Annotated in this window: 20 protein-coding genes; 12 read left to right on the top strand and 8 right to left on the bottom strand. The window is 67.7% G+C overall.

Annotated elements, in window-relative coordinates; genetic code table 11:
* Nucleotides 1-47: 47 nt before the first annotated feature.
* A complete protein-coding gene (locus AC6CR5_RS07700; protein WP_049052543.1) occupies nucleotides 48-458 on the top strand; it encodes a MerR family transcriptional regulator in 411 nt (136 codons plus the stop codon).
* 34 nt (nucleotides 459-492) lie between these two features.
* On the opposite strand, the gene AC6CR5_RS07695 is transcribed toward AC6CR5_RS07700, so the two are convergent.
* Nucleotides 493-1,473, bottom strand: a complete 981-nt coding sequence (locus AC6CR5_RS07695) for a LysR family transcriptional regulator (protein ID WP_049052541.1) — start codon at nucleotides 1,471-1,473, stop codon at nucleotides 493-495.
* 110 nt (nucleotides 1,474-1,583) lie between these two features.
* Between AC6CR5_RS07695 and AC6CR5_RS07690 the strand changes: the two genes are divergently transcribed.
* On the top strand, nucleotides 1,584-2,810 hold the full coding sequence (locus AC6CR5_RS07690; RefSeq protein ID WP_110134605.1) for an MFS transporter: 1,227 nt from the start codon (nucleotides 1,584-1,586) through the stop codon (nucleotides 2,808-2,810).
* A 14-nt stretch (nucleotides 2,811-2,824) separates the two neighbouring features.
* On the opposite strand, the gene AC6CR5_RS07685 is transcribed toward AC6CR5_RS07690, so the two are convergent.
* A complete protein-coding gene (locus AC6CR5_RS07685; protein WP_024069179.1) occupies nucleotides 2,825-3,724 on the bottom strand; it encodes a LysR substrate-binding domain-containing protein in 900 nt (299 codons plus the stop codon).
* A 109-nt stretch (nucleotides 3,725-3,833) separates the two neighbouring features.
* Here AC6CR5_RS07685 and argH point away from each other — a divergent pair, with 109 nt between their 5' ends.
* Both argH and AC6CR5_RS07675 read left to right on the top strand, forming a co-directional pair.
* A complete protein-coding gene (gene argH / locus AC6CR5_RS07680) occupies nucleotides 3,834-5,354 on the top strand; it encodes an argininosuccinate lyase (protein WP_024069178.1) in 1,521 nt (506 codons plus the stop codon).
* 49 nt (nucleotides 5,355-5,403) lie between these two features.
* Nucleotides 5,404-6,381: a Bug family tripartite tricarboxylate transporter substrate binding protein gene (locus AC6CR5_RS07675; RefSeq protein ID WP_240294690.1), complete on the top strand. Its 978-nt coding sequence runs from the start codon at nucleotides 5,404-5,406 to the stop codon at nucleotides 6,379-6,381.
* 38 nt (nucleotides 6,382-6,419) lie between these two features.
* Here AC6CR5_RS07675 and AC6CR5_RS07670 read toward each other — a convergent pair whose 3' ends face one another.
* Nucleotides 6,420-6,911, bottom strand: coding sequence for a GNAT family N-acetyltransferase (locus tag AC6CR5_RS07670; protein WP_026382883.1), 492 nt, complete (start codon nucleotides 6,909-6,911; stop codon nucleotides 6,420-6,422).
* A gap of 381 nt (nucleotides 6,912-7,292) precedes the next feature.
* Between AC6CR5_RS07670 and AC6CR5_RS07665 the strand changes: the two genes are divergently transcribed.
* Nucleotides 7,293-8,327 carry a helix-turn-helix transcriptional regulator gene (locus AC6CR5_RS07665; protein WP_498085442.1) on the top strand — a complete coding sequence of 345 codons (1,035 nt, stop codon included), beginning with the start codon at nucleotides 7,293-7,295 and terminating at the stop codon, nucleotides 8,325-8,327.
* Nucleotides 8,328-8,446: 119 nt separating this feature from the next.
* Here the strand turns inward: AC6CR5_RS07665 and AC6CR5_RS07660 are convergent, their stop codons facing one another.
* Nucleotides 8,447-8,854, bottom strand: coding sequence for a rhodanese-like domain-containing protein (locus AC6CR5_RS07660; protein WP_150100587.1), 408 nt, complete (start codon nucleotides 8,852-8,854; stop codon nucleotides 8,447-8,449).
* 127 nt (nucleotides 8,855-8,981) lie between these two features.
* Between AC6CR5_RS07660 and ftrA the strand changes: the two genes are divergently transcribed.
* Nucleotides 8,982-9,944: a transcriptional regulator FtrA gene (gene ftrA, locus AC6CR5_RS07655; RefSeq protein ID WP_006387130.1), complete on the top strand. Its 963-nt coding sequence runs from the start codon at nucleotides 8,982-8,984 to the stop codon at nucleotides 9,942-9,944.
* Between the two features lie 128 nt (nucleotides 9,945-10,072).
* On the opposite strand, the gene AC6CR5_RS07650 is transcribed toward ftrA, so the two are convergent.
* A complete protein-coding gene (locus AC6CR5_RS07650; protein ID WP_020928117.1) occupies nucleotides 10,073-10,963 on the bottom strand; it encodes a LysR family transcriptional regulator in 891 nt (296 codons plus the stop codon).
* Between the two features lie 189 nt (nucleotides 10,964-11,152).
* Here AC6CR5_RS07650 and AC6CR5_RS07645 point away from each other — a divergent pair, with 189 nt between their 5' ends.
* Nucleotides 11,153-12,562, top strand: a complete 1,410-nt coding sequence (locus AC6CR5_RS07645) for an MFS transporter (protein WP_172999473.1) — start codon at nucleotides 11,153-11,155, stop codon at nucleotides 12,560-12,562.
* Between the two features lie 114 nt (nucleotides 12,563-12,676).
* Here the strand turns inward: AC6CR5_RS07645 and AC6CR5_RS07640 are convergent, their stop codons facing one another.
* On the bottom strand, nucleotides 12,677-13,252 hold the full coding sequence (locus AC6CR5_RS07640) for a hypothetical protein (protein ID WP_172999472.1): 576 nt from the start codon (nucleotides 13,250-13,252) through the stop codon (nucleotides 12,677-12,679).
* A gap of 343 nt (nucleotides 13,253-13,595) precedes the next feature.
* Here AC6CR5_RS07640 and AC6CR5_RS07635 point away from each other — a divergent pair, with 343 nt between their 5' ends.
* The 4 genes from AC6CR5_RS07635 (at nucleotide 13,596) to AC6CR5_RS07620 (ending at nucleotide 19,260) form a co-directional block, all read left to right on the top strand.
* Nucleotides 13,596-14,309, top strand: a complete 714-nt coding sequence (locus AC6CR5_RS07635) for a gluconate 2-dehydrogenase subunit 3 family protein (RefSeq protein WP_026382872.1) — start codon at nucleotides 13,596-13,598, stop codon at nucleotides 14,307-14,309.
* Between the two features lie 3 nt (nucleotides 14,310-14,312).
* The gene (locus tag AC6CR5_RS07630; protein WP_020928105.1) at nucleotides 14,313-16,088 is read left to right on the top strand and encodes a GMC family oxidoreductase; all 1,776 of its coding nucleotides are present in this window, start codon (nucleotides 14,313-14,315) and stop codon (nucleotides 16,086-16,088) included.
* Nucleotides 16,089-16,098: 10 nt separating this feature from the next.
* Complete coding sequence (locus tag AC6CR5_RS07625; RefSeq protein ID WP_498085441.1) at nucleotides 16,099-17,415, top strand: c-type cytochrome; 1,317 nt, start codon at nucleotides 16,099-16,101, stop codon at nucleotides 17,413-17,415.
* 201 nt (nucleotides 17,416-17,616) lie between these two features.
* The gene (locus tag AC6CR5_RS07620) at nucleotides 17,617-19,260 is read left to right on the top strand and encodes an EAL domain-containing protein (protein ID WP_150100583.1); all 1,644 of its coding nucleotides are present in this window, start codon (nucleotides 17,617-17,619) and stop codon (nucleotides 19,258-19,260) included.
* Here AC6CR5_RS07620 and AC6CR5_RS07615 read toward each other — a convergent pair.
* Together AC6CR5_RS07615 and AC6CR5_RS07610 are read right to left on the bottom strand one after the other, a co-directional pair.
* Nucleotides 19,247-19,492 carry a hypothetical protein gene (locus AC6CR5_RS07615; protein WP_006384442.1) on the bottom strand — a complete coding sequence of 82 codons (246 nt, stop codon included), beginning with the start codon at nucleotides 19,490-19,492 and terminating at the stop codon, nucleotides 19,247-19,249. The two genes, AC6CR5_RS07620 and AC6CR5_RS07615, sit on opposite strands and share 14 nt — an antisense overlap.
* Before the next feature lie 93 nt (nucleotides 19,493-19,585).
* Complete coding sequence (locus AC6CR5_RS07610) at nucleotides 19,586-20,101, bottom strand: GNAT family N-acetyltransferase (RefSeq protein WP_498085440.1); 516 nt, start codon at nucleotides 20,099-20,101, stop codon at nucleotides 19,586-19,588.
* Nucleotides 20,102-20,344: 243 nt separating this feature from the next.
* Between AC6CR5_RS07610 and AC6CR5_RS07605 the strand changes: the two genes are divergently transcribed.
* Nucleotides 20,345-20,863: a P-loop nucleotide/nucleoside kinase family protein gene (locus tag AC6CR5_RS07605; RefSeq protein ID WP_241131776.1), complete on the top strand. Its 519-nt coding sequence runs from the start codon at nucleotides 20,345-20,347 to the stop codon at nucleotides 20,861-20,863.
* The last annotated feature ends 25 nt before the right edge of the window (nucleotides 20,864-20,888 follow it).

Genomic DNA, 20,888 nt, shown 5'->3' with positions numbered 1-20,888 from the left:
GGTCGCCCGCCGCGATCCCATTGATCGTTATCGAGAAGGACAAGGACATGAATATCGGGGAACTGGCCAAGCGTACCGGACTGACCCCGTCGCGTATCCGCTTCTATGAAAGCGCGGGCCTGCTGCAGACGGTGGCCCGCCGGCCCAATGGCTACCGCACGTTTTCTCCCGAGGCGATGCTGGCGCTGGAACTGATCACCACCGCGCAGCAGGTCGGTTTCAGCCTGGACGAGATCCGCGTGCTGCTGCCTGCGACGGGCGACGACTGGAATCATGACGCGCTGCTGGCCGCCCTGCGGCGCAAGGTGGGCGAGATCGAATCGCTGGAGGCGCGGCTGGCCCGTAGCAAGGCCCAACTGATGGGCTTGATGCGGGATGTCGAATCCAGGCCCGGAGATGCCGACAACCTGTCCGACGCCCGGCGCGTGCTGTCGCGCGTGCTGAGCAAGCTGGACTAGTGCGCTGTGCGAGGCGCTTTCAGCGCGCGCAGGCCTAGGCCACGGGACCGGCGACGTCCGGCGGCTGGCGCGGCCGGCCCGCCTCGATATCGAAATCGCGCGTCAACGCCGCGCCGGCATCGGCGAAGCGCGCCACCAGGAAGTCCAGCAACCGCCGCACCCGCGGCGCCATGTAGCGGGTGCCGTGGAATACGGCATGCACGCCATCCTCGCTTACCCGATAGTCGGGCAGCAGCACCTTCAGGCGCCCGGCGCGCAGGTCGTCGGCGGCATCCCAGATGGTCTTGCGCGCAATGCCATGGCCGGCGATGGCCCATTGGCGCGCCAGCGCGCCGTCGTTGGTTTCCCACGCGCGCTCCAGCGGCACGGTGAAGCTGGCCGCGGTTTCGTTCTTGATGAAATGGAACTGGTTGAGCGGACCGGCGGCGGTGACCAGCACGATGAAATCGTGCCGCGCCAGGTCTTCGGGCGTGCGCGGCGCGCCACGCCGGGCGATGTAGTCGGGCGAGGCGCACAGCACTCGCCAGTTGGGGGCGAGATGGCGCGCGACCAGGGCGCCATCCTGCGGCCGTCCGAAGCGGATCGCCAGGTCGATGTCGTCGTGCAGCAGGTTCGACAGCGAGTCCGACAGCGTCAGCGCGATCTTCAGGTCAGGGTGCGCCGCGCTGAATTCTTCCAGCCAGTCTTTCAGCAGGTTGCGGCCGAAGTCGGCCGACGCCGAAATCCGCAGCTTGCCGCGCACGGCCTGCTGGCCCGCCTGCAGCGCGGCCTCGGCATCGTCGATGGCGCGTAGCGCGATCTCGCAATGCGCCAGGTAGACACGGCCTTCCTCGGTCAGGCGCAACTGCCGGGTGCTGCGGTGAAACAGCCTGGCGCGCAGCGCGGATTCCAGCTTGATCAGCCGCGCGCTGGCCGCCGCGGCCGACAGCCCCAGCTTGCGGCCGGCCGCCGACAGGCTGCCTGCCGCCGCCGTTTCCACGAAAAGTCGCATGTCACCCAACCTGTCGGTCGCCATTTGAAATCCAGATTTGAAGATCATTCAAATTCTAGGCTAATTATCAAATTTTATGGTTAGCTCCAGACTGTCGCGTCTTTCATATGCAAGGAGCGCGACTCATGAGCGAGATGTCCGGATCGGCGGCGTTGGAAGGCAGCACCGCCAACCCCGCCACAGCCACCCCCACTACCGCGCGGTTGCCGCTGGCGGGCCTGTTGGCCCTGACGATGTGCAGCTTCATCGCGACCGCCAACGAAAGCGTGCCCGCCGGCCTGTTGCCGCAGATGGCGCGCGACTTCGGCGTGTCGCAGGGCTGGGCGGGGCAGTTGGCGACCCTGTGCGCGCTGGGTTCGGGCCTGGCGGCGATTCCGCTGACCATCGCCATGCGCGGCTGGCGGCGGCGCGCCGCCTTGCTGCTGGCGGTGGGCGGGTTCCTGCTGTGCAACGCCATTACCGCGTGGTCGCCGTACTACGCGCTGACACTGGGCGCGCGCTTCATGGCGGGCATTGCGACGGGGCTGGCGTGGAGCCTGCTGGCGGGCTATGCGCGGCGCATGGTGGCGCCGGCCTTGCAGGGGCGCGCGATGGCGGTGGCGATGGTGGGGATTCCATTGGCGCTGGCGCTGGGCGTGCCATTGAGCGCCTGGCTCGGCGCCCTGGCGGGATGGCGCGCGGTCTTTGGCGTGTTGTCGGGGATGAGCCTGGCGCTGATGTTGTGGGTGGCGCGGCGCGTGCCCGACTATCCCGGCCAGGCGGCGGCGCGGCGGATGCCGATGCGCCAGGTGTGGCGCACGCCGGGCGTGCGGCCGGTGCTGGCCGTGATCCTGGCGTGGATCCTGGCGCACTACACGCTGTACACCTATATCGCGCCGCTGATGGCCGCGTTCGGACTGGCGGCGCGGGTCGATGCGGTCTTGCTGGTGTTCGGGGTGGCGTCATTGGGCGGCATCTGGATGACCGGCATGCTGGTCGATCGCGGACTGCGTCCGCTGGTGCTGGCCAGCCTGGCGCTGTTTGCGCTGGTGGCGCTGGCCCTGGGGCACGGCGCAACGTCGACGGGCGCGGTGTTTGCCGCCATTGCATTGTGGGGGCTGAGCTTCGGCGGCGCGCCGACGCTGCTGCAGACTGCCCTGGCGGACGCCGCGGGCGACGGGGCCGACGTGGCGCAATCGATGTTGGTGACGGTGTTCAACCTGGCGTTCGCCGCCGGCGGCGCGATCGGCGGCGTGGTGCTGGAGACGGCCGGGGCGCCAGCCTTGCCGCGCACCATCGTGGTGTTGCTGGTGGTCGCGCTGGCCGTGGCCTGGCGAGCGCGCCACCATGGATTCGTGGCGGGCCGGCGGCGCGCGGCCTGACGCCGCCGGCCGTGTCAGGCCGCCGTGGCCGGCCGACCCAGCGCGGCGAAGGTGTCGCGCACGCAGTCGGCCATGCGCCGCGCCAGCGTGTTGACGGGGAAATGGTCGGAGGTGACGGCGTAGCTGTGGAATTCGACCTTTTCCGAAAAGCGGATTTCGCGCAGGTTGGCGATGCCCAGCGCGCGCGGCACCACCGGGTTGACGATGGAAACGCCCAGGCCCTTGGCGACCATGCCGCAGATGGTCGTGGCGTAGGGCGTTTCGATAGACAGCACGCGGGTGTCGTCGGGAAAGTGGCGGTCGATGGCGGCGCGGTTGAAGCTGCCGGCGGGCAGCGAGATGAAGTTCTCGTCGCGAAAGTCCGCGGGCGCCAATCGCCTCTTGCCTGCCAGCCTGTGGCCGCGCGGCACGATACCCACGCCATGGGCGGTGTTGATGCGCTCGTAGCGCAGGCCGGGCAGGTCGGTATGCAGCGAGCAGAAGCCGATGTCGCAGACGCCGGTGGCCAGCCATTTGGCGACCACGTCGGAGCCCCCGGTGTTGACCACCACGGGGATGTCCGAGAACTTCTGGCGGAACAGCACGATGGCGTCCGGCAGCACGCACTGCGTGATGGAGCCCACCGCGCCAACCCGCAACAGGCCGGTGCCGCGGCGGCGGATGGAGCTGGCGCTGTCGTTGAGCGATTCCAGGCCGATGAAGGCGCGTTCGACGTCGGCGTAGAAAGCCTCGGCCTCGGGCGTGGGAATGATGCGGGTGCCGACCCGTTGGAACAACACGAAGCCCAGCGCTTTTTCCAGTAGCGCGATCCAGCGGCTGACGTTCGGCTGCGAGGTGTGCAGCAGTCCGGCCGCGGTGGTCATGGAGCGCGTCATCATGACCGCGCGGAAGGCTTCGACTTGCTTGAAATTCATGATTCAAATCATATCAGTTTTGTATGATAAGTCGTAAATATCTGATTTGACGTATGAATTGGCCCGGCGGGAGACTACGGTTTTCAGCCCTTGCATCCCCCGGACCGATATGGAATCCAAAGTCAGCGCCCGCCTCAAGCAACCCCTGGCCAAAGAGGTGCTCCAGCATATTTTCCTGCCGCGATTGAACCGCGAGTTCTTCGCCAACTTCGAGATGCTCACCCAGGTCAACCTGGCGCACCTGTTGATGCTGCGCGAGCAGGGCATCCTCGATCACGACGCCGCGCAGCGCCTGGCGCGGGCGCTGCTCAAGATGCAGGCCGACGGTCCGCACGCGGTGGAACTGGACCCGGCGCGCGAGGAAGCGTATTTCAACTACGAGGCGCACCTGATCAAGGCCGTTGGCCAGGAACTGGGCGGCCGCCTGCACACCGCGCGCAGCCGCAATGACATCGGCGCCACCATCGACCGCATGCGGGCGCGCGATTTCGCCGCCCGCATCGGCGCGGCGCTGATCGGCGTGGCGCGCGCCGCGCTGGCCCGGGCCGAACGCTATGCCGACTGGGTCATGCCGGGCTACACCCACATGCAGGCGGCGCAGCCCATCACCTACGGCTATTACCTGTCGGCGCTGGTCGATGCCTGGTCGCGCGATATCGGCCGGCTGGCGCATGCGCTGGAAACGGCGGACGCCTCGCCGCTGGGGGCCTGCGCGCTGGCGGGCACGTCGTTTCCGATCGACCGCGCCGCCACCAGCGCCATGCTCGGTTTCAGCGCGCCGCTGGCCAATGCGCTGGACGGGGTGGCGTCGCGCGACTTCGCGCTGGAGCTGAGCGCGACGCTGTCGATCATGATGGTCACCTGCAGCCGCATGGTGCAGGATTTCTATATCTGGTCCACGCCCGAGTTCGGCTACCTGTCGTTTCCGGACAGCATCGCCAGCACCTCCAGCATCATGCCGCAGAAGAAGAACCCGGCGGTGCTGGAATACCTGCGCGGCAAGACCGGGCACCTGATCGGCCTGACCGGCGCGGCGCTGTCCACGGTCAAGTCCACGCATTTCACCCACTCCGGCGACAGCAGCCGCGAAAGCACCCGTACCTGCTGGGAAGCGTGCGAGGAGGCGCTCAAGGCGCTGGAACTGATGCAGCTGCTGGTGGAGCAGGTCGAGCCGGACCGCGCGCGCATGGCGGCGCGCGCGGCGGACGATTTCTCGACCGTGACTGATCTGGCGGACCTGCTGGTGCGCAAGGCCGGCATGTCGTTCCGCGACGCGCACCACGTCATCGGCGCGGTGGTGCGGCAGGCCCTGGAGCAGGGGCTGCCGGCGCGCGCCATCACGCCGCCGATGATCTCGGCCGCGGCGCGGGAACAACTGGGCCGGCCGGTGGCGCTGGCGGCCGACGACGTCGCCGCCTGCCTCGATCCGGTGCGCAACGTGGCCGCGCGCCTGTCGCTCGGCGGGCCGGCGCCGCAATCGGTGCGCACGCATCTGCGGGAGCAGCAGACCCTGCTGGACCTGCGCCAGGCCGCCATCGACGCCGCGCGCCAGCGTAGCGCCGCGGCGCACGCCGCGCTGCAGCGCCGCGTGGCGGCCCTGGTCGATACCGAAACCGGCGCGGCAGCCTGAGACGCCGCGCCCATCACGCCGTATAAATCAAACCAAGGGGAATACCGATATGTTCGAGGCAATGCCGAAATTCGCCGTGGCGCTGGCCGCGGCCCTGTTTGCCAGCCCGGGCGCGCAGGCCGCGCAGGACTATCCAGGCAAGCCGATCACGATGGTGGTGCCGTTCGCGCCGGGCGGCACCGTCAACCTGATGGGGCGCCTGCTGGCCAACCGCATGTCCGAGGCGCTGGGGCAGACGGTGATCGTCGAGAACAAGCCCGGGGGCGGTGGCAGCATCGGCGCCAACTTCGTGGCCAAGGCGGCGCCGGACGGCTACACGCTGCTGCTGGCGACGATGGGGCAGCAGTCGATCCTGCCGCTGATATCGAAGAACCTGCCGTACAACGCCGACAAGGACTTCGCGCCGGTGGCGCTGTTCTCGACGGTGCCCAATGTGCTGGCGGTGTCCAGGGACGCGCCGGCCAGGACCGTGGCCGAGCTGGTGGCCTATGGCAAGGCCAATCCCGGCAAGCTGAACATGGCGTCCGCCGGCATCGGTTCGGTCAACCACCTGACCGGCGAGCTGTTCATGTTCCGCTCGGGCGCGCGCTTCGAGCACGTGCCGTATCGCGGCGCCGGGCCGGCCACGTCGGACCTGCTGTCGGCACAGGTGCAGGTGCTGTTCGCCAACCTGCCCAATGTGCTGCCGTACGTGAAGTCGGGGCAGGTGCGGGTGCTGGCGGTGGCCAGCGACAAGCGCAGCGATGCCATCGCCGATATCCCGACCCTGGCCGAGGCCGGGGTCAAGGACGCGGTGGTGGAATCCTGGTACGGGGTGATGGCGCCGGCAGGCACCGATCCGCAGGTGCTGCGCAAGTTGCAGGACACGATACTGGCCATCGCCAACGACAAAACGCTGGTGGGGCAGCTGGCCGAGCAGGGCGCGGTGCCGTATCCGGGCACCAGCGAAGACCTGGCCAGGTTGTCGGCCGAGGAAACCCGGCGCTGGAAGCAGATCGTCGACAGCGCCAGGATCCAGCTGGATTGAGGCTTGGGCGGCCAAGGGAGCGGGCGCCGCCCCGGCCGCTACAGCGTCATCACCATTTCGTGCCAGGCCATGCCGCCATGGTCGGACGGCGACGGCCGCACGTAGCGGTAGCCGAGCTTGCGGTACAGCTCGACGTGGCGTTCCTTGCACATCAGGTGGATGGTCTGCTTGCCCTGGCGGCGGCAGTCGTCGATGAAGCGGTGCATCAAGCGCGCGGCATGGCCCTTGCCCTGGTGCGCCGGATCGACCACCACCGACATGATCACCACGTTGGGCGCGGCCGGGTCATGGCCGACCAATTCCTTGAAGGCCTCGTCCGACATGACCACGTCGTGGGCGCAGCCGCTGTTGATGAAGCCGACGATGGCGCCATCCTCCTCCAGCAGCAGGAAGCCCTGCGGATACTCGGCGATGCGGGTGGCGATCTTGGCGTGGGTGGCGGCCTCGTCGCCTTCGTAGGCGGTGCTTTCGATCGCGAAGCAGCGATCGGTGTCGGCCAGGGTGGGGGAACGGAAAGTCAGGGAAGGCATGGCGGAACGACAGCGGGGGATGACAGCGAAGCCGGTATGGTAGCTGTTCCGCGCGCGCCACACGGGTATTCCCGGAGACCGCGCCGGACCGGCCAGGCATCCCGGGAACCCCGGCGTGAAAAAAATGCGCATTCCCCGCGAAGGGGAATGCGCCAAGTCGCTGTGCGGCGCCGTGCCGGCCGGGCCGGCGCGGCGCCCCGCTTGCTTGCGGTACTTCGGCCCGAGTCCGCGTACGTCTTGCGGAATCTCCTGGCAAGCTTAGATACTGTTAGTCTCGTGGCTATACCGCGCGTCTCAGTTTTGCCGGAGTCTGCCGGTTATTTACTTTTTGTCATACTTGACGCGTCCTCGTCCGGGCCACTCGCGCGGCAACCTGCAAGCATGAACCCAAGTGCTTATCCGGCCGGCCAACCGCCGCGCATGCCTCCCGCCATCGCCCACCATCATTTCGATGTGGCGGCGCAGGCCCCCGAACGCCGCCTGCTGGCATGGCGCGACCAGGTCGGGCACGTGGTCGACGTGCTGCCCGACCGCGACGCGCTGCGCCAGCCTTTCAACGCGTCCATCGATCGCTATCGCATCGGCCGGCTGATGTTCACCGATTGCCGTTCCGACGCCCTGCGGCTGGAACGTTCGCTGGTGCGCATTTCACGCGACAACATCCGCGACTTCGCCTTCCATGTGTTCCTGGAAGGCGGGGTGGGCGATGTGACGCTGCGCAACGCGCCGCGCCCGCCGGATGCGCGTGGCGCGGCGCGGGTGCTGGCGGTGGACCTGGGCCAGCCGGTGCGGCTGTGGCGCCACGCCTGTCGCATGTTGACCTTTTTTGTGCCGGCGGAATTGGTGCAGGAGGTGTTTCCCGATCCGCAGGCGATCCACGGCCGCACGCTGCACGATGGCATGCCGCTGCTGTCGCTGGCGATCGGCCAGGTGGCGGCGCTGGGCCAAACGATGCGCGGCCTGGACGCGCGGCAAGCGCAGGCCGACATCATCACCTGCGTGCGGCTGCTGTTGGCCGCCTTCGGCAAGGACGCGCGCCTGGCTGGCAATGCGCGCGCGGCGGGGCGGGCGGCCATGGTCGCGGAGGTCCGGCGCTACGTGCAGGCCCATCTGCACCAGGCCGGGCTGACGCCGGAATCGGTGATCCAGGCGCTGCGCCTGCCGCGTCCCACGGTGTACCGCCTGTTCCAGCACGAAGGCGGGCTGGGGACTTACATCCGCCAGCTGCGCCTGCGCCTGGCCGCCGAGGAACTGGCGCGTTATCCGCACCTGACGGTGATGGAAATCGCCTATGGGCTCGGGTTCGGCAGCGCATCGGACTTTGCCCGCGCGTTCCGCCGCGCCTACGACATGCCGCCGCAGGAATTCCGCGAACAGTCATGGCGCTGGCCCGGGCGGGCCGTCCCGCGCGCCTAGCCGCGGCGCGGCGTCAGGCCGCGCACACCTGCCGCACGCACTCGCGCAGCCCGGCTTTTTTTGGGGTTCCTGAGCGTGTCATGCTGACAACCACCTGGTTGCGTGCCCTCGGTGCGATCTCAGTCCTCATTCGCGGACAAGTTGAAGCCTTCGTCCAGCCATCCTGTAATCCCTCCGATCATGATCTTCACCGGTCGCCCCAGTTGAGCGAGGCGCAAGGCCGCACGTGTCGCGCCGTTACAGTGCGGGCCGGCGCAATACGTGACGAAGAGGGCGTCGGCCGGATAGTCCACCAGCTTCGATTCGACAATCTTGCCGTGAGGCAGATTGATCGCGCCCGGCACATGGCCCTGCGAGAACAGGGCTGGACCCCGCACGTCGAGCAGGATAAAGCCGGGCGTGCCACTTGCGAGCGCGCTGGCGACGTCGGAGCAATCAGTTTCGAACTGAAGCGCAGCGCGGAAGTGGGAGAGTGCGGCGGCGGGGGCGGCGGCGGGGATGGCGGTGACAGCGTTGGTAGTCGACATTTTGATTAAGCCTGAGTGGATCGTCGGATGAAAATCGCCTGGGAAAAGGAATCCAGGAGACGCATTCTGGCGTCCACGGACCGTCCCGATAAGTGGCGCGATAGACAATATTCGGTAATATTGCGCCATGAAAAACCATCTCGTCGTTGCCCTCGCTTACGATCGGCTGTGCACTTTCGAGTTCGGGTGCGTGACTGAGCTGTTCGCGCTAGAACGCCCTGAGCTCGGTGTGGATTGGTACCGTTTTGCCGTTTGCGCGATCGAGCCTGGCCCGCTGCGGGCCGCGGGTGGAATCATGGTCGCCGCACCCTATTCGCTCAAAATGCTCGACATTGCGGACACGATCGTGGTGCCCGGGTGGCGCGATGCTGACGAATTGCCGCCCGAGCCGCTGCTGAAACGGCTTCGAAAGGCTCATCGGAGCGGGGCGCGGCTTTGCTCAATCTGTTCCGGCGTGTTCGTGCTGGCTGCCGCGGGTGTGCTGGACGGGAAGACGGTGACTACCCACTGGCGATATGCCGATATGCTGCGGCAGCGTTACCCGCAAGTGCGCGTCGAGCCAGATGCGCTATATGTCGACGAAGGCCAGGTCATTACCTCGGCCGGTTCCGCGGCCGGGCTGGATATGTTGCTTTATCTGGTGCGCAGGGATTATGGCGCGGCCGTGGCTAATCGGGTCGCGCAGCGACTTGTGGTGGCGCCGCATCGGGAGGGCGGACAGGCGCAGTTCGTGCCTCGCCCCGTGCCGCACGACGAGAGCGGGCGCCTGACAAAGTTGATGGACTGGATGCGTCAGCATTCCGCCTTGCCGCACACGTTGCGCTCGCTCGCGGAACGCGCGGCGATGAGTCCGCGCACACTGCAACGGCAATTCCACGACGCCACCGGCATGGCACCCTACGAATGGCTCGTGCGCGAGCGCGTGGCGGCAGCCCGTGAAATGCTGGAAGCGCAGACTCCCTTGCCAATCGGCCGCATTGCCGAATTGGCAGGTTTCGGCTCGGAAGAGTCGCTGCGCAGGCACTTCCGGCGTATCGCATTGACGAGTCCTACCGCCTACCGGGCAAAGTTCGGTCAGAGCGCGAGGTGATGCGCGCTCGTTCGTCTGGGGCCGTCTGCTGCTCAGCGTCCGACGAACACCGCATGCGCGTCGTGGCGCGTGGCGAGGGTGGGTAGATTGAGGGCGGCGATCCGCGAGCGCAGGGCCGCGGCGCGGCGTCAGGCCGCGCACACCTGCCGCACGCACTCGCGCAGCCAGCGGTGAGCGGGGTCGGCATCCATGCGCGGATGCCACAGCATCGAGACGGTGAGGGCCGGCACCTCGACCGGCAGCGCGAAGCTGTGCATCCCGGCCCGCAGGTTGCCGGTATGGCGCTCGGGCACGCTGGCGATCAGGTCGGAACCGCGCGCCAGCGACAGGGCGTCGGAAAACCCGGCCACGATCACGGCGATCTCGCGCGCCAGGCCGAGCGCGCGCAGCCCCTCGTCGATCGGGCCTTTGTCGAGCCCGCGGCGCGAGACCAGCACGTGTTGGCCGGCGGCGTAGCGCGCCGCCGTGACCTTGCCACGGGCCAGCGGATGGCCGGCGCGCACCACGCCGATGAAGCGGTCGCGAAACAGCGCCCGGGTGCGGATCTCGGGACTGCTGGCGGCGCCGATCACGCCCGTCTCCAGGTCCACGCTGCCATCGCGCAGCGGCGCGCTGTCCTTGTCGGATTTCTGCACGAAGCGCAGCCGCACGCCGGGCGCTTCGCGCTGCGCGAGCGCGATCAGCGCCGGGCCGAAATACTCCACGAAGCCATCGCTGGTGCGCAGCGTGAAGTGGCGCGACAGCCGCGACGGGTCGAGCAGTTCGGCCGGACGCAGCACGCCTTGCGCCTCCTGCACCAGCCGGCTCACCTGTTCGCGCAGTTCCTGGGCGCGCGGCGTCGGCACCAGGCCGCGGCCGGCGCGCACCAGCAGCGGGTCGCCGGTGGTGTCGCGCAGGCGCGCCAGCGCCCGGCTCATTGCCGACGGGCTCAGGTGCAGGCGGCGCGCGGCGCGGGCGACGTTGCACTCGGTCAGCAGGACGTCGAGCGTGAGCAGCAGGTTCAGGTCGGGACGGGACATGGCGCGAACATAGCACGGCGTTGCCGTGAGATGGCGTCTGGTGCATGGATAAAGTGCAAATGCTGCGCCTTCCGCCATGGTCGATGCCGGCATACGCTGGCGGCAATCGGAGCAGGATCGGGCCGCCGCTGCGCCCTGGGGCGCAGCGCGCCGACCGCGTCGCCCCGCATTTTTCTTTCACGGATCTCCATGTCTCAAGTTCTTTCGAATTCCGCGCCGGCCGCGGCCACCGGCCGGCGCGCCGCCTGGGGCCTGGCCGGCCTGGCGCTGTCGATGCTGCTGTCCTCGCTGGGTACCAGCAGTGCCAATGTCGCCCTGCCGACGCTGGCTCGCGCGTGGGACGCTCCGTTCGCGCAGGTGCAATGGATTGTGCTGGCCTATCTCCTGTCGATCACTTCCTGCGTGGTGGGCGCGGGCCGCCTGGGCGACATTGCGGGCCGGCGACGGCTGCTGCTGGGCGGGATCGTGGTGTTCGTGCTGGCATCGGCTGGCTGCGGCCTGGCCACCACGCTGGGCCAACTGGTGGCGGCGCGCGCAGCGCAGGGCGTGGGCGCGGCGCTCATGATGGCGTTGACCATGGCGTTCGTGAGCGACCTGACGCCCCGGAATCGAACAGGCAGCGCCATGGGACTGCTGGGCACGATGTCGGCGGTGGGCACGGCGCTGGGGCCGACGTTGGGCGGCGCCTTGATCGCCGGGCCCGGCTGGCGCGCGATTTTCCTGGTGAACGCGCCGCTCGGTCTGGCGGCGCTGGCGCTGGCCTATCGCTGCCTGCCGGCCGATCCGCCGCGCGGGGGCCGCGCCGCGCGCTTCGACGTCACCGGCACGGTGCTGCTGGCGATGGCGCTGGCTGCCTATGCGTTGGCCATGACGCCGGGACGGGGTCACTTCGGCGCGTTCAATGCCGGCCTGCTGCTGGCCGCCGCGCTGGGCGCATGGCTGTTCCTGCGGGTCGAGGCGCGCGCGGCGGCGCCGCTGCTGCGTCCGGCGTTGTTGCGCCAGCCTGGCCTGGCGGCGGGATTGGCGACGAACGCGCTGGTCTCCACGGTGATGATGGCCACCCTGGTGGTGGGGCCGTTCTACCTGGCGCGAGCGCTGGGACTGGATGCGGCCGCAACCGGGCTGGCGATGTCGGCCGGACCGCTGGTGAGCGCACTGAGCGGCGTGCCGGCGGGACGCCTGGTCGACCGTCGTGGCGCGGGACGCGTGGCGCGCGCGGGCCTGGCGGCGCTTGCGTTGGGCGCGGCGCTGCTGGCGGCGGCGCCCACCTCGTTGGGACTGGCGGGGTATATCGCGCCCATCGTCCTGCTGACCGCTGGCTATGCGCTGTTCCAGGCGGCCAACAATACCGCCATCATGGGCGCCATCGACGCCGGCCAACGCGGGTTGGTGGCGGGCATGCTGAACCTGTCGCGCAACCTGGGGCTGGTCACGGGGGCCTCGCTCATGGGAGCGGTGTTTGCCCTGGGCACGGGCGCGCCGGACCTGTCGACCGCCGCGCCGGCCGCGGTCGCACGGGGAATGGCGGTGGCGTTCGGCGTGGCGGCGCTGTTGGGGGCAGGCGCGTGGCTGATCGCCCAACGCCACCGCGCCCACTGAAGCGCGGGCGGCGTCAGGGGCTGTCGGCGCGTTCCGGCCTGGCAGATATCGCGGGCGCGCGTGGCGTCGACGCGGTCGTGGACGTGGCCATCAGTGCCTCTGGCAAGCGCCGCGCTAGGCCGCGCCCGTCACGCGCAGTATCCACCACGCCAGTCCCACCGCCAGGGCGACCAACACGATGCGGCGCAGCCCGCCAGCGCCGCGCGGCACCGCGCCGGGAGCGGGCGCATCCAAGGCGTGCGGGGCGGGCCCGTCGGCGGGCGCCGCGCTGCGCACATCCGGGATATCCGTTTCCATGATGAATGCCGGCTTGTCGGCCGGTCTTGGCGCCCCCGTTCCCGCCAAGCCGCCGATGTCCACGCCGGCATCCCGTAGCGCGTCCCACAGGCCGCTGTCGTTCAGCCCGGTGCGCAGGGCTTCGATGCGTTCCCGGTCGGCCTGTGGCACCGCGTCCAGACTGTCGTAGCGACGGCCGTTCAGCGTGACCACGCCGTCCTTGATTTCGACCCGGTAGGGGCCGTCGGCATCATCGCCGACGTAACTCCATTGCTCGCTGACTCGCGTCCGGGCGCCGTTGCCAGCGTGGCGCAATGCGTCCATGGCGTCGCCCGCGTCGGCCGACGTGCCGCCCGATATCGACCAGCTGTGGGTGGTGGTCGAGCTGCGCCAGGTTTTGCTCTTTTCCGTCATCGAATCGTTTCCATGAGTAACGTTTGTTATTGGACCGGGCGGGGCCCCCGTGGCCGCAGGTTGACTGCGCACTATACAGATGCAGGGCAGTCCTGAATTCGTCTGACAGTGTCCTTAATGCAAAAGTAAATCCCAAGTCAAGAAAATCGATCTGATACGGTCTTTGGAGCAGATCAGATGGGCTGAAAAGCGCATAATGAGGGCCCGTCCCTTTGTAGGACGGGTCTGCTTTTCTGTCACCAAGAAGAGCGCGTTGTCACCAGGGCGCGGCCCGGCAGTTCGTGTTTCCAGGGGTTCATGTTCGGCTGTGCCAGGACAACTTGGAATTCTCACGGAGATGTCTATGACACAAGACGCAAAGCCGCGCAGGCGGTTTCTGCAGGCGTTGGCCATCGTGCCGGCCTCGACACTGGCGGTGGGCGTGGCCGCCACGGGCTGTACCAACGCCGCCGACGGCGGCGCGGCGCGCGCGGCCAAGGCCTACGAGCCCACCTACTTCACCAAGCCCGAATGGGACTTCATCGTGGCCGCGGTCGATCACCTGATCCCCGCGGACCAGTACGGCCCCGGCGCGATCGAGGCCGGCGTGCCCGAGTTCATCGACCGCCAGATGGAGACGCCTTACGGCCACGGCAAGCTCTGGTACATGCAGGGGCCGTTCCATCCCGACGTGGCGCCGGAACTGGGCTACCAGCTGAACCAGAACCCGCGCGAGGTCTACCGCCACGGCATCGAGGCCTGTGACGCCTGGTGCACGAAGACCCACGGCAAGCGCTACGCCGAACTGGACAAGCCGGTGCAGGAACAGATCCTGAAGGACCTGCAGGCCGGCAAGATCGAGTTCGATACCGTTCCCGCCAGGACCTTCTTCAGCTTCCTGCTGGCCAACACCAAGGAAGGCTTCTTCGCCGACCCGATGTACGGCGGCAACAAGAACATGGTGGGCTGGAAGATGGTGGGTTTCCCGGGCGCGCGCGGCGACTACATGGACTGGGCCGACCAGCCCAACGTCAAGTATCCCTACGGGCCCGTGTCGATCTCCGGGGAAAAGGGGTAAGCGATGGCGATCAAGAAAGACAAAGTGGATGCGGTGCTGGTGGGCTTTGGCTGGACCGGCGCCATCATGGGCCAGGAACTGACCGAGGCCGGCCTGCACGTGCTGGCGCTGGAACGCGGCGCCATGCAGGACACGCCCAAGGAGGCGGAATATCCCAAGGTGCTCGACGAGCTGGCGTACTCCGTGCGCGGCAAGCTGTTCCAGGACCTGTCCAAGGAGACCGTGACGATACGGCATGGCGTCGACGACGTGGCCGTGCCGTACCGCCAGAATGGCTCGTTCCTCCTGGGCACCGGCGTGGGCGGCGCGGGCTTTCACTGGAACGGCATGCACTACCGCGTGCTGCCCGAGGAACTGGAACTGCGCACCCGCTACGAAACGCGCTACGGCAAGAGCTTCATCCCCGAGGGCATGACCATCCAGGACTTCGGCGTTACCTACGACGAGCTGGAACCGTACTTCACCAAGTTCGAATACGTCTGCGGCACCTCGGGCAAGGCCGGCAACCTCAACGGCCAGATCGTCGAGGGCGGCAACCCGCTGGAAGGCAAGCGCAGCAAGGAATTCCCGCTGCCGCCCTTGGCCACCACCTACGGCGCCCAGCTGTTCGACAAGGCCGCGCGCGAAGTGGGCTTCCATCCGTATCCGGCGCCCGCGGCCAACGCGTCGGGGCCCTACACCAACCCGTACGGCGTGCGCCTGGGCCCCTGTAATTTCTGCGGGTTCTGCGAGAACTACGGCTGCTACATGTATTCGAAGGCCTCGCCGCAGACGACCATCCTGCCGGTGCTGCTGAAAAAGCCCAATTTCGAACTGCGCACCCATTCGCACGTCATCAAGGTCAACCTCGATTCGACCGGCAAGAAGGCGGTCGGCGTGACCTACATCGACGCCCAGGGCCGCGAGGTCGAACAGCCCGCCGACCTGGTGATCCTGTCGGCCTACCAGATGCACAACGTGCGCCTGCTGCTGCTGTCCGGCATCGGCAAGCCCTACGATCCCAAGACCAACGAAGGCGTGGTCGGCAAGAACTACGCCTACCAGATGAACGGCGCGGTCAACGTGCTGCTGCCCAAGGGCACCCAGCTCAACCCGTTCGTGGGCACCGGCGCCGGCGGCGTCGGCATGGACGATCTGAACGGCGACCAGTTCGACCACGGCCCGCTCGGCTTTCTTGGCGGGGCCAGCATCCGCCACGTGCGCTACGGTGGCCGTCCCATCAAGATGACGCCCACCACGCCGGGCACGCCCACCTGGGGCACGGCCTGGAAGGCCGGCGTGCAGGACGCCTACCAGCGCTTCATGACCATCGGCATTTCCGGCTCGGTGATGTCGTACCGCGACGCCTACCTGTCGCTGGACCCGACCTACAAGGACAGCTTCGGCCAGCCGCTGCTGCGCATGACGTTCGACTGGCACGACAACGAATTCGACATGCTCGGCCACATGGGCAACAAGATGGAGGAAGTGGCCAAGGCCATGAAACCCGAGAAGCACTTCGTCGCCGTGCGCAAGAAGGGCGCGCGCTACGACACCCGCGTCTACCAGAGCACGCACAACACGGGCGGCGCCATCATGGGCTCCAACCCCAAGGAAAGCGTGGTCAACAAGTACCTGCAAAGCTGGGACGTGCCCAACGTGTTCGTGATGGGGGCCTGCGCCTTTCCGCAGAACATGGGCTACAACCCGACCGGCCTGGTGGGCGCCCTGGCGTTCTGGTCCGCGCAAGCGATCCGCGACCAGTACCTGAAGAATCCCGGTCCGCTGGTCCAGGCGTAAGGAGTCGACAATGATGAAGAAAGCCATTGTTGCCGCGCTCTCCGTCCTGGCCGCGGGCAGCGCCTGGGCCGCCGACGGCACCCCGGCCGCGGCCGATGCCCAGTTGATCAAGCAGGGCGAGTACCTGTCGCGCGCCGGCGACTGTATCGCCTGCCATACCGCCAAGGACGGCAAGCCCTTCGCCGGCGGCCTGGGCATCGAGTCGCCGCTGGGCACGATCTATTCCACCAACATCACGCCCGACAAGGACACGGGCATCGGCAACTACACGCTGGAGGACTTCGACCGCGCCGTGCGCCATGGCGTGGCCAAGGACGGCCACTCGCTGTATCCAGCGATGCCGTACACCGCCTACGCCAAGGTCACGCCGGATGACGTCAAGGCCCTGTACGCCTACTTCATGCACGGCGTCGAGCCGGTCAAGCAGGCCAACAAGGACACCGACATCACCTGGCCGCTGTCGATGCGCTGGCCGCTGGGCGTGTGGCGCTGGATGTTCGCGCCGGACGTCGCCACGGCCCCGGTCAGCGCCACGCCCGCCAACGACGCCGACAAGCAGGCGCTGCTGCGCGGCCAGTACCTGGTCGAAGGCCTGGGCCATTGCAGCACCTGCCACACGCCGCGCGGCTTCGCCCTGCAGGAAAAGGCCTTGACCGACGCCGACGGCTCGGCCTTCCTTTCCGGCGGCGTGGTCGAGGGCTGGCTCGCCAAGAGCCTGCGCGGCGACATGGCCGACGGGCTGGGCAGCTGGAGCAAGGAAGACATCGCCGCCTTCCTGAAATCCGGCCGCAACGGCCATTCGGCCGCGTTCGGCGGCATGGCGCAGGTGGTGCAGGACAGCACCCAGCACCTGAGCGACGCCGACGTCAACGCCATCGCGGTGTATCTCAAGAGCCTGCCGCCGGTGAACAAGGACGCCACCAGGCCGCTCGCGTACAACGACACCGTGGCGCAGGCCCTGCGCACCGGCAAGGACACCAGCGATGGCGCCATGACGTTCCTGAACAACTGCGCGGCCTGCCACCGCAGCACAGGCAAGGGCTACGCGGAGACCTTCCCGCAGCTGGCCCTGAGTTCGACCGTGAATTCGGCCGATCCCGCCTCGCTGATCCACATCGTGCTCAAGGGCGCGCAGATGCCGGGCACGACGGCGGCGCCGACCGCGTACGCGATGCCGGGCTTCGACTGGCGCCTGACGGACAAGGAAGTCGCCGACGTGGTGACCTTCGTGCGTGCCAGCTGGGGCAACCAGGGCGCGGTGGTCAGCGCGTCCGACGTGGCAAAGGTGCGCAAGGACGTGGGGGCGGCGAAGGCGCCGGTGAGGTAGCCGCTTTACCGGCAGGCGCATGCCTGCGCGGTTTCTGGATCCGCCCGCCTTGTCGGGCGGATTTTTTTTGCGGGCAGGGCGGCAAGGGGCGGAAAAAGCGGCGCGCGGCGGTTTGTTGCTTTGCAGCATCGTTCGCGGGGAAACCCTTGGGGGAAATAGGCCCGCAAAACGGGTTTGTCGGCGTGATCGGCATCGGCGGGGATGACCGTAGAATCTGACCAGTTCCAAAGGGCCAATATGACAACAGGACACCTATCGAGCCGGTACGGACTGCTTTTGATCCTTGCGCCGACAGTCGCCTTTGCCGTGTTTTTTGGGGCGATCGGCTATTCGTTCAAGGCGTCGCAAGTGGCTGATCTCATCAAGCACCACAATGTCCATGTGCTTGAGCGTTCGCTGGATATCGCAAATGAGCAGGCCGCCATCATCGGCGAACTCAGCGCCCCGGTCGCGGCCTGCTCGGCGGCTGATCTGGTTCAGATGCGGGAGCGGGTATTCCGGTCGAAATACGTCGGAGATATCGCCCGGATAACCGATGGGGTCTTGCAGTGTTCGGCGATATGGGGACGATGGGAGGAGCCCTATGCCCTGCCGGCGCAGCGGAAGGCCTTGCGCCAGGACATATATCTGTGGCGGCAGCTGAAGAACCCCATCCACCCGTCGTTCAGTGGCGACGTGGCTGCAAATGACCACGTGGCGGTGTTCAGCGGACCCAGCGCGTTCGTCGATGTGGAGGCCCACTCGGGCCACTTGTGGGGACGCACGTTTTCAAGGGATGGCGGCCTTATCCAGGAATTCGGCGCCCATCCGCCGACCGAGGCCGGGCCAGGCATGGCGGCCAGGCTCGCGAGCGCGTTCACGATCACGCGCACGGGCTCGGCCTGCTCGCCGCCCGGCGAGCCTGACGTCTGCGTCGCCTCGGTCGCGCAAGCGGACGCGCGCCTTCCGGTCCTGGTTACCGGCCTGTTGGGCGCTGGCGTGGGCGCGGCCTGTGGCGTGGCGCTGTTCCTCTGGTGGCGGGGAGCGAACGGTCTGCGGGTGAGCCTGGGCAAGGCCATACGGCGCGAGAAGATCCAGGTCCGGTATCAACCACTGTGCTCGCTCGCGACCGGCGAAATGGTGGGTGTCGAGGCGCTCGCCCGATGGACGCACGACGAGGTCGGCCCCATTCCTCCGGACACATTCATCCCCTGGATCGAGTCGATGGGACTGCGTCGTGTCTTCACGCGATACATCATCCGGCATGCGATAGAGGGAGTAAAGGACAGACTGGCGGGGGTAAAGCCCTTCTATCTCAGTGTCAACGTCTTTGCGGCGGATCTGGAAGACGAAACGTTTCTTGATTTTCTGGCGGGTTGTGTCAAAGACGGCGGGGTCCCGCCAGAGCGGATCGCGATTGAAGTGACCGAGTCGGCAAAGTTCTCGTCCGCGACCCCGGCAGAGCTGATCAGCCGCTTTCGCCGGGCGGGCTTCAAAGTCCTCCTGGACGATTTCGGCGTGGGGTATTCCAGCCTTGGAAGCGTCCTCCAATGGGACGTGAGCGGCATCAAGTTGGACCGCATCTTCGTCCAGTCGATCGTAGACGATTCGAACACCAACCCGGTGCTGGATCACGTCATCGAAATGGCGAAAAAACTCGATGTGCAGTTGATCGTGGAGGGCTTGGAAACGCGCGCGCAGGTCGAGTACGTCAGCGCGCGGGCGCCGCGCGCCGTGGGCCAGGGATGGTTTTTCGGACGTCCCATGTCCGTTGACGAATTGGATCGCGCGGCCATCGGGGGGGAGGCCGCCGCGCGCGGCGGCCCCGCGCGGATGACGAGTTCCGACGAAGTCAGTTGCGGTTGATCCAGTCCTGCGTATCCTGGATGAACCAGGGCAGATTCAACTTTTCCCCCTCGCCGGACTGGATGCTCAAGCGCTGGTCCGGCGAGCTGGTCGCGCCCCGCATGGAGGGGGAGGGGCGGCTGCGGTAGTCCAGATCGGTGGCCTGGCGCGGCGGGTTGTCGGCGCAGGCGGTGATCGACGCGCAAGCGAGCATGGCCAGGAGAGGGCGCAGCACTGATCGAGAAGTCTTCATGGTGTTCGGATTCCTGCTGGCGGCACACGGTGGCATGCCGGGGCAATCGGGATTTCTACCCTGTACCTTACTCCCGATCGCGGGCTTTCCGCGCTAGAGCGGCCGGACATAGCGCCGCGCCCGCGCCTCGATGCCGCCGATGCGGTCGATCTCGCTGCCGGTGTATTGCCAGCCCTGGCGTTCATAGAAGGCGATGGCGCGGGTATTGCCTTCCAGCGCGTAAAGGTACAGGCGCGCGGCGCCACGGGCGCGGGCCCAGGCCTCGGCGCGCGCCACCATCAGCTTGCCGGCGCCGGCGCCCTGGTAGGGCGGCAGGACGTGCAGATTGTCGAGCAGGACTTCGCCGGGATGGTCGTGTTCCTGCTGCACGCAGACGAAGCCGATCGGCTGCCCGTCCTGTTCGGCGATGAATACGGCCCGGGCGTCGAGGTTGGATTCCCGCATCCTGTCCTGCCAGTGCACCATGCGGTCGTCGGCCAGTCCGGCGTCGAGGAATCCGTCGGGCAGCAGGCCGCGGTAGGTGGCGGCCCAGCTGGCCGCATGCATGGCGGCGATGGCGTCGGCGTCCCGGGCGGTTGCCTGGCGCAGGGTGACGGGGTGGTCGGACATCGGGATTCCTTGGCGCGCCCGGCCGCGACGGCGCTGGCGCGGCAGCGGTCGGGGCGCGATCGGTTTGACAGGTCGGGCGGGCTCGCGCATGATCGACGCATGAACCGCCCGTCGCTTTCGTTCGCCCTGATTATTACCACCATTCGGAACATGGTGGGTTAGCGCGCGTCGGATCATCGCTGCATCAACCCGCCAAAGGCGGGTTTTTTGTTGGCTCGCCGCTGGTTTTCTCATAGGCAAGCCATGCAATCGAACCCGTCTTCCCTGTCGCCTTCCTCCACGCCGATGCTGCATTTTCTGTGCGGCAAGATCGGCGCCGGCAAATCCACCCTGGCGGCCCGCCTGGCGTCGCGGCCGGACACCCTGCTGATCAGCGAGGACGCGTGGTTGGCGGCCCTGTATCCGGGCGAAATCCTCAGCGTGGCCGACTATGGCCGCTGCGCCGGCCGCCTGCGCGACGCGATGGGCGGGCATATCGCCGCCGTGGTCGCGGCGGGGCTGTCGGTGGTGCTGGATTTCCCGGCCAATACGCGCGCAAGCCGCGCATGGCTGCGGCAGGTCGCGCAGGCCGCGGGCTGTCGCCATCAACTGCATTTTCTCGACCTTCCCGATGAGGTCTGCAAGGCACGGCTGCGCGCGCGCAACGCGGCGGGCACGCATCCATTCACCACCAGCGAAGCCCAGTACGACGCCATCACCGCGTATTTCGTGGCGCCGCAGGACGACGAGGGCTTCCATATCGTGCGCCACGGACAGGAATAAGGCCCGGCGGCGGGGCGGGCGGCCT

It is taken from the genome of Achromobacter sp. EG18 (assembly GCF_059759395.1).
The sequence above is the reverse complement of the archived record's forward strand: the minus strand, read 5'-3'. Positions and strand labels throughout refer to the sequence as shown.

Coding starts and splice junctions, on each gene's coding strand:
- AC6CR5_RS07700 (WP_049052543.1), top strand. CDS start 48: ATGAATATCGGGGAACTGGCCAAGCGTACCGGACTGACCCCGTCGCGT.
- AC6CR5_RS07695 (WP_049052541.1), bottom strand. CDS start 1,473: ATGGCGACCGACAGGTTGGGTGACATGCGACTTTTCGTGGAAACGGCG.
- AC6CR5_RS07690 (WP_110134605.1), top strand. CDS start 1,584: ATGTCCGGATCGGCGGCGTTGGAAGGCAGCACCGCCAACCCCGCCACA.
- AC6CR5_RS07685 (WP_024069179.1), bottom strand. CDS start 3,724: ATGAATTTCAAGCAAGTCGAAGCCTTCCGCGCGGTCATGATGACGCGC.
- argH (WP_024069178.1), top strand. CDS start 3,834: ATGGAATCCAAAGTCAGCGCCCGCCTCAAGCAACCCCTGGCCAAAGAG.
- AC6CR5_RS07675 (WP_240294690.1), top strand. CDS start 5,404: ATGTTCGAGGCAATGCCGAAATTCGCCGTGGCGCTGGCCGCGGCCCTG.
- AC6CR5_RS07670 (WP_026382883.1), bottom strand. CDS start 6,911: ATGCCTTCCCTGACTTTCCGTTCCCCCACCCTGGCCGACACCGATCGC.
- AC6CR5_RS07665 (WP_498085442.1), top strand. CDS start 7,293: ATGAACCCAAGTGCTTATCCGGCCGGCCAACCGCCGCGCATGCCTCCC.
- AC6CR5_RS07660 (WP_150100587.1), bottom strand. CDS start 8,854: ATGTCGACTACCAACGCTGTCACCGCCATCCCCGCCGCCGCCCCCGCC.
- ftrA (WP_006387130.1), top strand. CDS start 8,982: ATGAAAAACCATCTCGTCGTTGCCCTCGCTTACGATCGGCTGTGCACT.
- AC6CR5_RS07650 (WP_020928117.1), bottom strand. CDS start 10,963: ATGTCCCGTCCCGACCTGAACCTGCTGCTCACGCTCGACGTCCTGCTG.
- AC6CR5_RS07645 (WP_172999473.1), top strand. CDS start 11,153: ATGTCTCAAGTTCTTTCGAATTCCGCGCCGGCCGCGGCCACCGGCCGG.
- AC6CR5_RS07640 (WP_172999472.1), bottom strand. CDS start 13,252: ATGACGGAAAAGAGCAAAACCTGGCGCAGCTCGACCACCACCCACAGC.
- AC6CR5_RS07635 (WP_026382872.1), top strand. CDS start 13,596: ATGACACAAGACGCAAAGCCGCGCAGGCGGTTTCTGCAGGCGTTGGCC.
- AC6CR5_RS07630 (WP_020928105.1), top strand. CDS start 14,313: ATGGCGATCAAGAAAGACAAAGTGGATGCGGTGCTGGTGGGCTTTGGC.
- AC6CR5_RS07625 (WP_498085441.1), top strand. CDS start 16,099: ATGATGAAGAAAGCCATTGTTGCCGCGCTCTCCGTCCTGGCCGCGGGC.
- AC6CR5_RS07620 (WP_150100583.1), top strand. CDS start 17,617: ATGACCGTAGAATCTGACCAGTTCCAAAGGGCCAATATGACAACAGGA.
- AC6CR5_RS07615 (WP_006384442.1), bottom strand. CDS start 19,492: ATGAAGACTTCTCGATCAGTGCTGCGCCCTCTCCTGGCCATGCTCGCT.
- AC6CR5_RS07610 (WP_498085440.1), bottom strand. CDS start 20,101: ATGTCCGACCACCCCGTCACCCTGCGCCAGGCAACCGCCCGGGACGCC.
- AC6CR5_RS07605 (WP_241131776.1), top strand. CDS start 20,345: ATGCAATCGAACCCGTCTTCCCTGTCGCCTTCCTCCACGCCGATGCTG.